The following is a 12373-nucleotide window of genomic DNA, read 5'->3' as shown; positions in this document are numbered from 1 at the left end:
TATATAAAATTAGTTTAAAAAGTTAAAATAATTAGATAAATATCTAATTATTTTATTGACATCGACATATTCAATGATTATAATAAAGTCAATCAGAATAAACGGAGGTAATATGATGAAACTTAATCTATTGAAAGACAGAAATTTTGCCCTGCTTATGGCCGGGAAAGCCGTATCACTTCTAGGAAGTGATATGCAGCAGTTTGCCTTATCGCTGTATGTACTTGCGGTTACCGGATCTGCGACGATTTTTGCCTCGATGCTTGCGATTTCCATATTACCTCGACTCATTCTTTCTCCTATAGCCGGGGTTTTTGGAGACTGGTTCGACAGAAAAAGAAGCATCGTGACCATGGATATGGTTAACAGTGTCCTCATCGGAAGCTATGCGCTGTACTTCTATCTGAGCGGTGAACTTAGTGTCTTCAGCATCTATCTGCTTGTCATCCTGCTTGAGATCACAGAAATTTTCTTCGGTGCAGCCATGGCGGCTGTGGTTCCCAGTATTGTAAAGAAAGAAGACCTTTTTGAAGCCAACAGTCTGAAGTCCATGATCACAAGCGTATTCACTATGGTAGCTCCACTTCTTGCCGCTGTGCTCTACAGCCTCACCGGAATCTTCGGGATACTCATCATAAACTCCATCAGTTTCATGGCGTCCGCTATCAGTGAAATGTTCATCGAGATTCCAAGATTCAACAGAAAGCCCGATAAAGTGAATATTGCCAGCTTCAGAAGAGATTTTATGGAAGGAGTAGGTATCATCAGAAAAAGCAGAATCATCAAGAACATCATCGGTCTTGGCATGATACTGAACTTCTGCCTAGGTGCACTGTTTAGCGTAGGACTGATCTTTATCATCAAGGAAACACTGGGTGGCAGCGACATGCAGATCGGGATATTCTCCTCCGTACTTTCCTTCTCCATGCTTCTGACCCCCGTACTGTTCTCTGGATTTGCCAGAAAGGTTCAGATCGGTAAACTGATGATCTACAGTTTCTTTATCGTATCGTTACTCATCATGGCTATCGGACTGGTGTCAGGCGATGCATTTACACTTAATTTCTCAGGAAATACTGTTCCATTTATGGCTCTCCTCGGGTTATGCTTTATCATCGGAATCTTTGTGACCCTAGCAAATATCTCTCTTGGCACACTTTTTGATACCATCGTGCCCAAAGAAGTCATGGGCAGGACTTCGTCTGTTATGGGACTTGGCATGACCATTGCAGCACCGGTTGGTCAGATTGTCCTTGGCGCAAGTCTTGATGCAATGGAACCGCTCTTTCCGGTAGTGATAATCGGTGTCATCATGCTATTAGCCGTGATATACTATAGGAAAACATTCCTGAATCCGGAAATGGAACAGGAAAAAGCTGCTGTCTGAGGAGGCGTCATTGTGAAGTATCAGTTTCGTGAAAAAGAAAGCTATCTCTGTGATCTACTCTCCGTACCGGGGATGATTCACTATAAGGAAGAAGACCTCAACAACAAAGATGAAAATTATATCGATCTCATTCCGGAGTCCAGTAAAATCATCGCACGAGAAATGCATGAGATGGTCATGCGTTACAAGGAACAGCTGATTCCTTTTTATTACTCCGCTCCGGAAGATCGTGATTTCAATCAGATTCTGGGTATGATGAATCCTGTAATCGGATATGAAGATGTCTCGGAGTATTTTGAGAGCATACTAAAAAAGCCTGAGGATGAGATTCTTTATGGTGTACTCCTGGCGCTGGATTATTTTGATCAGGACACAGGCGAAGAAGATAAGGAAACATCAAAGAAAAAAGCGAAGGAACTGGTTGAACATCGCGAACAGATCATGCCATGGCTCAATGCTTTATCCATAGGAAGTGATGCGAAGTGGCATCTCCTCTCTTTTACACAGTCACCAAAAAGGACTCTGGAAAAATATAAAGAGGTTATAGAGGAAATTCATCCCATATTCCTTAAGTATTATGAAGGGTTCAGAAAGAAAGTCATTACCTATGCGGAGGACTTCATCAGAAGACTCAGCGAGATAGAAGGTGACAGTCTTAGTGCAGTTTCTAACGGAATCGTCAGTGAGAACCTTCTCCAGACAGAAGAGATGGATGTGGTCATCTCCATTGTCAATGAGTTTGCTGTGATGCTCAATGCGGCCAATGAAAAGCCTTATATGTCATGGGGACTGAATATTGAAAGCATCTTCAATGCCATTTCTGAGATTGAGGATAATAAGATCCAGGAGAGGGTCCTGCTCTTCAAGAACTTTGGGGATAAGACGCGATACGAGGTCATCATGAACATCGCAAAGGGGATCACCTCAACAAAAATTATTGCAAAGAATCTTGGCGTATCCTCGGCGACAGTCTCATATCATCTCAACAATCTAGTGACCGCAAAAGTCATTTTCCTTAAACAGAGTGAAGGAAGATATATCTATCAGGTGAACAAAGCCTTCATCGAGAAATGCATAGAGGATCTGAAAGAGGATTTTCTGCTGACTTAGAATAACTTTCCTCATGTAATTTTATCTTCCCATAATCCTTGATCACCCTTAAGTCAGGCACTATGCTTTTCTTAAGGTTTTTTTCTTTGAACTCCGGTGAAAACCATAAGAAATGATACTGCACATTGTGAACCGATCAACAAATATGTTGACAGTTGTCCTCGAATATTCGTATGATTACATTTAAAGTATGTAGATGAAAATTATGAACTTTGAGAGGTCAAACGATGAAGAGGATTTTTGGAAGAAAGAAAGGAATACTAAGTGAAGGATATCTTTGGATCATCATGGCAGGTCTGATCTACGGGTTAGGGAGACTGTCGAGAAGAAATCCTCAGCTTCTTGAGCGCCTTTATCCCGCATCGGTCAATCGCGCACTGATCAGACTGCTCAGTCGGGTGACAGGAATCATACCCATTTCTCTTGGCGAGCTTTTCGTCTATTTCAATGTACTTCTGGGTATTGTTCTCCTCGTTCTGCTTGTGATAAAGATTTTCACCGGAGGATTCGTAGGACTCGCCTATAAGACTGTTACCTATATCTCACTTCTTTATGTCGTGTTCATGCTCGTATTCGGGTTTAACTATAATAGAGCATCAGTGAGGCAGTATCTTTCACTGGAAAGAACGAATTATGGACATGAAGAGCTGTATGCTTTAAACGAGATGCTCATCGAGCGGGCAAATCAGTTAAGAGAGGCGGTAAGTGAAGATGAGTCCGGTGTATTCACCATAAAAGAGAGTCATCAGGAAATTTTCACCATGGCTCAGGAAGGATTTGAACGCTTCAGTGCCGAGTATCCGGTTTTTTCCGGGGAATATGGAATCGCAAAGGGAATTATTGCCTCAGAGCCCTTAAATTATACAGGAATAACAGGAATATTTATGCCCTTTACAGGAGAAGCCAATGTCAACACTAAAGGACCTGATCTTCTTTTTCCGGCAACAGTAATTCATGAAATGGCTCATCAGAGAGGCATCGCCTATGAGAATGAGGCAAACTATCTGGCCTATGCTGTCAGCAGCTACCATGAAAACCCTTCAATAAGGTATTCCGGAACCATTCTTGCACTCATCAGTTCCATGAATGCACTATACCGTGACAGCAGAGAAAGCTACAGAATGCTGTATGACACTTATTCGGAAGGCGTAAAGAGAGATCTTGCCGCCTATAATGTTTTCTATAAGGCCTACGAGGGAGAGGTTCATGAAAAAGCGACAAAGGTCAACGATAATTATCTGAAAAGCAATGGACAGACTCAAGGGGTAAAAAGCTATGGAGAGATGGTCGATCTGCTTCTTGAACAGTTTATTCAGAAAAATGAAGCCATAAGGTGATATTTCAGACAGGAAAAAAGAGCAGGTCTTCAATAGACTTGCTCTTTTTTGACTCTATCTTATCTCTAGATGACATTAAGTAGCCAAAGAACGATAAGTATCACAATGATTGTTCCGATTATACCTAATCCTCTCATACAATGTAACCTCCTTGATTGCGATAACGCTATTTATATTTCGAATTTTCTAACTTCATTATAGCATGACCATGACAGCCAACTATCAAGGACCTATTAATATTTCAATAATATAGAGTGAACGACAGAGGCACGTCAGAGAGCGATAAAAAGGAGATGAATCTCTTCATCTCCTTGAGGGACAATATTAATTCAGGTATCTTCTTGCGCCTACTGTGCTGTAGTTGCTCATATGCCATGTGAGATCCTTGATTTCTACATTCTTTCCTGGCTGTGGTGCATGAAGCATCTGATTTCCTCCGATATAGATACCGATATGGCTTACTGTACCATTTCCGAAATATATGAGGTCTCCTGGCTGCATGCTGTCTAATGAAACAGCAGTTCCATGAGTTGCCTGATCTCTGGAAACTCTAGGTGTGCTATGGCCGAAGTGTGCAAAGATATACTTTACAAGACCTGAACAGTCAAATCCTTCAGCTGGTGTGTCACCACCCCAGGTGTAAGGGATACCGAGGAATGTCTTACCATAATTTACGATATCTCCTCCGGTAACTTTGCTGCTTGCAACAGTCATATAAGTTGCTGAAGCCCAGCCTGTCTTTCCGTTGTAGATGACCTGATCCCAGCCGTTTGATGAAGCGAGAACTTCGACTCTGCTTCCATTAGGGATAGTGAGTAGGACGGAATGACCAGTTGTGTTTCCGCTTCTCATGTTAAGGTTAGATGTTGTCGTTCTGAATCTTGAATTGACAACAGGAGCCGGTGCGGGAGCAGGAGCAGGAGCAGGAGCCGGTGCAGCAGATGTGGAAAGATACTGAGCTGAAGCCCAGCCGGTCTTGCCGTTGTAGGTTACCTTATCCCATCCGTTGGATGAAGCAATCACCTGAAGCTTCGTTCCCTGAGGAATGGTCAGTATGATAGAATGCCCGGTTGTGTTACCTGATCTCATGTTGAGGTTATATAGTGTAGTTTTGTAGACCAGAGCTGGAGCCGGAGCAGGTGCTGGAGCCGGAGCTGCAGCTGTGGACAGGTACTGAGCGGAAGCCCAACCGGTCTTGCCATTGAAGATGACCTGATCCCAGCCGTTGACAGACTGAAGCACTTCCACCTTTGTTCCCTTAGGAATGGTCAGAAGGACTGAATAAGCTGTGGAGTTCCCTGATCTCATGTTCAGATTCTCAGTTGTTGTTTTATATCTTTTTGTCGCAGCAACTTCTTTTGCTGAAATATAAGCAGTGTTTGCTGTGATGTAAAGGCCGTTGGTCAGACCATACATCTCCTTACCGGCGACGGATATTTTCTCGGAAATATTGAAAGTTTCTCCTCTGTTTACGACCTGTGTTCTAGCACTCCAGTCAGCCTTATTGTAGGTCCAGAGACTGCTGGCTGAGACTGTTACTGTTCCTGACATAACTGCCGCGGATACAACAGTTGCATCTCTTCCGACAAGACTTGTTCCTGAGGTTGTAATTACTGAGGCTAAAATTGCAGTGGCAATTAATTTCTTAAGATTGAAATTCTTCATGGTTTCCCCCTAAATATCTTTATGTATAATCTGTTACTCTTTTGTAACCAGGTTCATTCTATCATATTTCAAAGACTTAGTTTAGAGTTTCTCCTTGAATATCAACCGATTTCACAATCGCATCATTCGACATATACTGATATGTTGAGAAAGGTTTTAGACGCTGGTTCGGCATTTTCCTGTGGAAATGCGATAAAGATTAAACATCAGATAAGGATGGTTTTTGTCGGAGAAGGAATATCATGCTGCAGTGAACCTGTGGAAAACCTTTGAACCTGATTATGTTGCGAGCTACATGGATAAGATGCTTTATTGTCAATCGCGAAAAAGTTCCATGATTAACTCAGCTGATTCCTGAAACAGATGACGAATTTTCCTGAGTATTTTTTAGTGAATCGGAAAAGCGATGAAACAGATGTAAGTTTATTTTTTAATGACTTTTCTCTGAAGAGTTTTACTGCATGAAAAAAAGAGCAGCGGAAACTGCTCTTCTCATGGATGCTATTTAAGTTCTTCAATAAGCTGATTCATTTCCTCGATTTCTCTTTTCTGAGCATCAATGATTTCCTGTGCCAGCTCCTTGACTCTCGGATCTTCAAGATTCGCTCTTTCACTGGTGAGGATGGCAATGGAGTGATGTGGAATCATGGCTTTCATCCAGCTCACCTGATCCACTGTCGTCTGACTTCTCACAAGAAAAAGCGAAAGTCCGAAGATGAGAACACTTGCCCCAAGGATGATGCCGTTCTTTTTCTTGTCGTCATACATCTTCCACATGAAGAGAAGCATGACAACTGCCATAACGGAGCCCATGATCAGTGCCATGAAGAGTCTTGTCTGGCTGAACATGACATGTCCGGCTTCATAGACATTGAGAAACATGAGCCAGTACATGATAAAAGTCGATGTCAGAATCATGACGAGAAATTTAACGTATTTATTCATTCCAATCCTTCCTTTCCAGATGTATTCGTTCCGGATTACATCTGATCAGAGTGTACTTAAGTTAAATTAAGGGTATCAGAAAGTTATGAGCATTCTATTTCACTTCTTTGAACTCAGGATGAAAACAGGGTTAAAAGGAGACATAAAAGAAAAACAGGCTTCAAACTGAAGCCTGTCAGGGTCTAAATTCATTCCAGATTGCTGATTCCTCTGTTTTCCACTGGAGTGGAAAAAACGATCTGAGTATCGGTATTTCCGAATTTCTGAAGAGCGCCGATGAAGGCATCCAGTTCCATGGTCGTATGGAAGGCTACTTTGATGAGCATGGAATACTTTCCGGTGACACAGTCACATTCCAGGACATTCGGGCAGGCTTCAATGAAGGGATAGAATTCGGGCTTCTGTTTCGGCGTCATTTCAAGATTGATGAACGCTTTGATGTTATAGCCCAGTTTGTGCGGGTTGACGTTAACAGTGTATCCGGTGATGATTCCTTCTTCTTCCATCCTTGCAATTCGCGATGATACTGCCGGGGTGGAGAGGTATACTTCTTCTGCCAGATGTTTCAGGGAACATCTTCCGTTTGACTGAAGAAGCTCTATGAGTCTGATATCGATTCTGTCCATAACTTAGGGTATAACGAAGCGTTACACCGGATTTCACCTGCCTTTTGTTATTGGCAGGATCCTGAGAGGATCTTTGCCTGATGTTAATATCTTAAGGTAAGTTCGGGAAATTCGTCAAGAAAAATCGGATAAACTCTTAAGATTCTAAAGTCAGTCTGAAATTCTTATATCAAGCTCAATGGAATCTTCGAGCTTTTCCTTGTTTTTCGACTGAAGCTCCCTGTTTATTCTAAGGCGAAGTGAGCTGGTATCTGTAAAAGGCTCTGAGCTTCTTAGTGTCAGTTTTTTTCCATCCTCTGACCATACATAATTTAGAGGGATAAGCTGATTCTGCTCATCAAGGAGACCGATAAATTCCTGAAAGGATCCGTCGGTATTCATCGGTGAGGAGAAATCCAGCACGAATTTAAGGGTATCTTCACGTCTTAAGGTCATCTCATCGAGGATTCCTGCTTCTCCACTTTCTTTATTGTAGCGGTTGAGATCAATGGTTCTTGTTTTTCCTTCTTCTCCTATTTCCTGATAAGTGAGAATTCCCCGATTAAGGTCAAGTTTATTCAGGCGGTACTTATCTGTCATGAGCTCAGGTTCATTTTCAGAAGAGAACCTGTAGAGGAAGGAATCTGAAAAGCGGATGTAGTAGAGGGAATCATCAAAGTAGGTGAGCTCTTCACCCGGCTGAGTGCTTAAGGTCACTTTATTTTCACCATGAAGATCTAAACGATGTACACCTTCAGCATCTGAGTAGTAGAGATGACCTTTCTTTGTGTCGAGGGCGTAGGATGAATAGAGTTCATACAGATGGGAAAATTCAGTATTCTCTGGCTCATCGGCAATGACCATATCGTCTCTGTAGAAACCGGTGTAGACCGGATAGTCTCCGAAGCCGCTGTTTTCAAGGGTGCGGTTTCTTTCGTCAGTGCTCATAAGGATATGTCTGAGATTGTCATCATGAAAACCGGCATTTCCCGCACCCCAGGTGAGATCAGTAATATAGTCGGTTCCTTCAATGGTGACCATATTCCAGGCATGAGGCTCGTTCATAAGATATACGGACTTTATACCGATCTTTTTCAGTACATGATGATTCAGCATGGAATAACCTCCGCATATTCCTTTTCCCTGAAGAATGATGCTGGAAGAAGTGTGGGTTTTCGGGTCGCTCATGTCATCTGTATATCCTGAAGTCTTTGAGATGTAATCATAGATACTGATGTATTTTTCAAGTTCTGTAGGACCCTGCGGCACGTTGTAGATAAGGTGAGAGAGGCGGGCATAGTAGATCCTGTTCATCTCCCTGAATGTTTCTGCATCATCAGAATAGGTGATCAGGATTTCCTTTCCATCTGGGGACAGCTTTATCCGATCGACATGGAACAGCTCAAGCCCTGCAGTCGCGTACATGGAATCAAGGCTTGCCCATTTCTTTTCATGGCTGAGGTCATATCCGCTCACATCCAGGATTTCTTTTCCTTCTCTTATGGCGAAATACAGTTCATTATAGAGCTTTTCGTCCGGATGAAGACTTTCCTTCGCCATATCCAGAAGTTCCTCATAGGGATTTTCAAGAACCTGATCGAGAAGAGACGGATCTTTCTCAGTGCTGACTTCTATGGCGAGATGTCGGGGAGCCTGTGTCTCTTCACCTTTACTGTCCTCCTCTACGGCGGGACTGCATGCCGATAAAAGAAGTGCAGTGATTAAGGGAATGAAGGCACAGGCTGCGGATCTGTATTTAAACTTCATAAAATTTCCTCCTGATTGATGATCAAGGTGTAACGCTACTTGTATATCATCATAGATTTTTCCCAATGAATTTGTCTCTCAGAAAGGTTACATGGTTATGAAAAAGCGCAAAAAAAAGTGCCTCAACCATTGATATTGGTGTGACACTTTATGATTATGAAGTTTTCTGTCCTTTAACCATACAGTCTCTGCAGATTCCCTTAAGTTCAAGGTGGTGCTCTGTAAGATGGAAACCTGTTTCTTTCGTGATGAGGTCTTCGATCTGTTTCATTGGACAGTCGAGATTTATGACTTTATGACAGCTGTCGCATTCCACGATATGATGATGACCATGTCTGATGAGACTGAAGTTGTACTTCTTTTCGCCCAGATCATATTTTTCGATGAGGTTCTTCTCTTCAAAAAGTTCCAGTGTACGATAGACCGTACTGAGATTTATGGGAATGTCTTCTTCAAGACATTTTTTGTAGATATAGTCGGCTTCAATTCCCTGAAGCTCGTTTTCCAGAATCTCGTATATGGCCACACGGGGTTTCGTGACTTTTATGTTGTGGTTCTTGAGGGTCTGGGTTGTATTCATGTCTTTTCTCTCCTTAGCATGCAGAGTATTTGCATGTCCTCATTATAGTATGTTTGCTTTTTTTATTCAAACACGTGCTTTCTGCACTCTATCATTCACATCCCGTTTCAGTTCATTTCATCCTGCTTCTATGCTAAAATAAAGATGAAATATGAAATGAGAGAGGTATGCAAATGAAAAATTGTGTTATTGCTCAATCTGGGGGACCGACTTCCGTCATCAATTCATCTGTAATGGGACTTCTGTCCAAGAACAATGAACTGAAAGTCTACGATAAGGTATACGCCGGGCTGAACGGAATAGAAGGTATTCTCAAGGAAGACTTAGTGGACATGAATCTTCTGACTGAAGAGGAGATAGAGACCATTAAGCACACGCCTTCTGCAGCGCTGGGTTCATGCAGGTACAAGCTCAAGGAGTACGAGGACAGCAAAGAGGAATATAAGAAGCTTTTTGAAATCTTCGCCAGACATGACATCAAGGCGTTTTTCTATGCAGGAGGAAATGACTCTCAGGATACTGTGAGAAAGCTTTCCGCCTATGCAAAAGACCACAACATCGATATGAATTTCATCGGAATTCCTAAAACCGTCGACAACGATCTTCAGGTCATCGACCATGCACCAGGATTCGGATCTGCTGCCCGCTACATTGCTGTCAGTGTTCTGGAGAGCTATCTTGATTCCATGGTGTATACCAATAATGGAATCTTTATCACAGAAACCATGGGCAGAGACGCAGGCTGGCTTGCAGCTTCGGGTGCCCTTGCCACATACAACGGCAGAAGATGTGCGGATATCGTTCTTCTTCCTGAAGTGCCTTTTGATGAGGAGAAGTTCCTCAGTAAGGTCAGAAAGATCTATGAGGAAAAAGGTCATGTCTACATCGTCGCTTCTGAAGGGGTAAGACTTGCGGACGGATCATTCCTTGCTGCCACAAAGGCTCATGCCCATGATTCATTCGGACATGCTCAGCTTGGTGGTGCGGGAAATGCCCTGAAAAACATCATCACAGAAAGCGGAATCACAAAGAGAGTAAAAGTGCTTGAACTTTCAACCCTTCAGAGATCCGCATTCCATCTCGCCTCGGAGGTTGATCTGGAAGAAGCTTTCAAGCTGGGTGAAAGAGCGCTTCTTCTTGCTAGAGACGGTGAAACCGGAAAGGTATCCATTCTAGTGAGAAAGTCCGATGAGCCTTATGAAGTGGAATACACCGCAACTGATGCATCCAATATTGCAAATCACGTGAAGTACATGCCTCTTGATATGGTCACAGAGGACGGCATGAACATCACTGAAGAAGCCATGAAGTATTTCAGGCCTCTTGTGGGAAAACTGCCCGAGTACAGAGTCATTCACCATTTCCACGAAAAATAGCAGTATCTTTCTGATCATTGTAGAGTCTAATATGAGATAGCTTGAATCCCACCGGGAAGTTTACTTCTCCTGGTGGGATTTTCTGCATGTCATCATAAGCTGCTATTTATTGAAAGGGTTAAGCAGAAGGGAGCCCACCATGGTGATGACACTCATAAGGGCTATGGTTCCGCCGGGTGCGCTGTCCAGCACATAGGAGAAGATGAGACCCAGCATGATGTCGAGAAGTCCGATGACCACCGCGATGAAGAGGGTCTGTCTGAATCCTTTCTTGAACTGCATGGCGGAGGCCACAGGCAGCACGATGAGGGAGGAGATGACAAGGACACCGGTGATTCTGATGGATACGGATATGGACAGTCCCATAAGAAGCGCAAAGATATAATTCACGCGCTTCACCTTGATGTTGGAAATATGTGCACCATCTTCGTCGAAGGTGGTGTAGATGAGTTCATTATAAAAGTAGGACACGGCAAGAATCGTGATGATGGTGACAACGAGTACCAGAATGAGGTCCTGCCTTGTGACGGTCAGGATACTGCCGAAAAGGTACTGGTTGATGTTGGTGTTCGCCTGTCCGCTGGAGACCAGGATGATGGCGATACCTACAGATAGGGTCATGACTACCGACATGAGAATCTCTGCATAACGCTTGAAACGGTCTCTTAAGAATTCGATGAGTATTGCCGCGAGTGTGGTGAAAATCACCGAGGAGAGGGTTGGGCTGATGCCGACGACGATACCTATGGCGACACCTGCAAGGGAGGAATGGGCTAAAGTGTCACCCATCATGGAGTAACGTCTCAGAACAAGGAAAATCCCTATTATGGGACAAAGGATTGCGATCATGGCACCCGCCATGAGGGCATTCTGCATAAAAGGATAACTCAGCATCAGATTTCCTCCTTTCTGAAGACCAGCATGTTGTCTACATCTTCGTGCTGGATATTGGTCTTGAATGTCTTGATGTCATACAGCACACCCTGATTGTCACCCATTCTGATGATGAAGTCAGAATTATGGATGGCTGCGGAAATGTTGTGCTCGACGGTGAGAATGGAGACGCCTTTCTTTCTGAGGTTCTTCAGAATCTGGCGAACTTCCTTCTGGCTGCGAAGATCCATACCCGTTGACGGCTCATCCAGGATGATGATCTCGGGATTACCAAGAAGCGCTCGACCGATGAAGATTCTCTGAGTCTGTCCGCCGGAAAGATCTCCGATGAGGGATTTCTTGTAGTTTTTCATGGATACTTCTTCCAGAGCACTGTCGATGAGGTCCATATCCTTAAGGCCAAGCGCTTTCAGATGGATCTTATAGACTTCCTCAACGGTAATGGGGAACTGCTTGTTGAAGCTTTCCATCCTCTGAGGTACATAGGCGACGTTTCTCGTCTCTATGTCAATACTGCCTTTAAGCGGCTTTAAAAGGCCCACGAGAAGCTTCACGAGGGTTGACTTTGCTGATCCGTTCTCTCCGATGACTGAGATCAGCTGTCCTTTCGGGATGCTCATATTGAGGTCTTTGATGAGATAGGGTTCTTCTCCTGTATAGGAAAAGGACAGGTTTTTGATTTCAATCATTACTTCCACTCCAATTTA

11 protein-coding genes are annotated in these 12373 nt (G+C 43.3%); 4 read left to right on the top strand and 7 right to left on the bottom strand.

Annotated elements, in window-relative coordinates; all coding sequences use genetic code 11:
• The first annotated feature begins 112 nt into the window (after window positions 1-112).
• The 3 genes from RTX25_RS00910 to RTX25_RS00900 all read left to right on the top strand — a co-directional run bounded on the left by RTX25_RS00910 (window position 113) and on the right by RTX25_RS00900 (window position 3834).
• Window positions 113-1387 carry an MFS transporter gene (locus RTX25_RS00910; protein WP_312649444.1) on the top strand — a complete coding sequence of 425 codons (1275 nt, stop codon included), beginning with the start codon at window positions 113-115 and terminating at the stop codon, window positions 1385-1387.
• Between the two features lie 12 nt (window positions 1388-1399).
• Window positions 1400-2497, top strand: coding sequence for an ArsR family transcriptional regulator (locus tag RTX25_RS00905; RefSeq protein WP_312649442.1), 1098 nt, complete (start codon window positions 1400-1402; stop codon window positions 2495-2497).
• A gap of 227 nt (window positions 2498-2724) precedes the next feature.
• The gene (locus tag RTX25_RS00900) at window positions 2725-3834 is read left to right on the top strand and encodes a DUF3810 domain-containing protein (RefSeq protein WP_312649440.1); all 1110 of its coding nucleotides are present in this window, start codon (window positions 2725-2727) and stop codon (window positions 3832-3834) included.
• 324 nt (window positions 3835-4158) lie between these two features.
• Here the strand turns inward: RTX25_RS00900 and RTX25_RS00895 are convergent, their stop codons facing one another.
• The 5 genes from RTX25_RS00895 to RTX25_RS00875 form a co-directional block, all read right to left on the bottom strand.
• A complete protein-coding gene (locus RTX25_RS00895; protein ID WP_312649438.1) occupies window positions 4159-5499 on the bottom strand; it encodes an SH3 domain-containing protein in 1341 nt (446 codons plus the stop codon).
• A gap of 501 nt (window positions 5500-6000) precedes the next feature.
• Window positions 6001-6444, bottom strand: coding sequence for a DUF305 domain-containing protein (locus RTX25_RS00890; protein WP_312649437.1), 444 nt, complete (start codon window positions 6442-6444; stop codon window positions 6001-6003).
• A gap of 188 nt (window positions 6445-6632) precedes the next feature.
• A complete protein-coding gene (locus RTX25_RS00885; RefSeq protein WP_312649435.1) occupies window positions 6633-7070 on the bottom strand; it encodes an Lrp/AsnC family transcriptional regulator in 438 nt (145 codons plus the stop codon).
• Between the two features lie 150 nt (window positions 7071-7220).
• The gene (locus RTX25_RS00880) at window positions 7221-8816 is read right to left on the bottom strand and encodes a transglutaminase domain-containing protein (RefSeq protein WP_312649433.1); all 1596 of its coding nucleotides are present in this window, start codon (window positions 8814-8816) and stop codon (window positions 7221-7223) included.
• A gap of 154 nt (window positions 8817-8970) precedes the next feature.
• Window positions 8971-9396, bottom strand: a complete 426-nt coding sequence (locus tag RTX25_RS00875) for a Fur family transcriptional regulator (RefSeq protein ID WP_312649430.1) — start codon at window positions 9394-9396, stop codon at window positions 8971-8973.
• Between the two features lie 173 nt (window positions 9397-9569).
• On the opposite strand from RTX25_RS00875, the gene RTX25_RS00870 reads away from it, so the two are divergent.
• On the top strand, window positions 9570-10772 hold the full coding sequence (locus tag RTX25_RS00870; RefSeq protein ID WP_312649428.1) for a 6-phosphofructokinase: 1203 nt from the start codon (window positions 9570-9572) through the stop codon (window positions 10770-10772).
• A 102-nt stretch (window positions 10773-10874) separates the two neighbouring features.
• Here the strand turns inward: RTX25_RS00870 and RTX25_RS00865 are convergent, their stop codons facing one another.
• Together RTX25_RS00865 and RTX25_RS00860 are read right to left on the bottom strand one after the other, a co-directional pair.
• Window positions 10875-11666: a metal ABC transporter permease gene (locus RTX25_RS00865; RefSeq protein WP_312649427.1), complete on the bottom strand. Its 792-nt coding sequence runs from the start codon at window positions 11664-11666 to the stop codon at window positions 10875-10877.
• A complete protein-coding gene (locus RTX25_RS00860; RefSeq protein ID WP_312649425.1) occupies window positions 11666-12355 on the bottom strand; it encodes a metal ABC transporter ATP-binding protein in 690 nt (229 codons plus the stop codon). Before RTX25_RS00860 ends, RTX25_RS00865 begins: the two co-directional genes overlap by 1 nt.
• Window positions 12356-12373 lie beyond the last annotated feature (18 nt).

The organism is Proteiniclasticum sp., from assembly GCF_032054185.1.
Classification (GTDB): Bacteria; Bacillota; Clostridia; order Clostridiales; family Clostridiaceae; genus Proteiniclasticum.
Note: the sequence above shows the minus strand (reverse complement) of the source record. Positions and strands in the feature narration are given on the sequence as shown.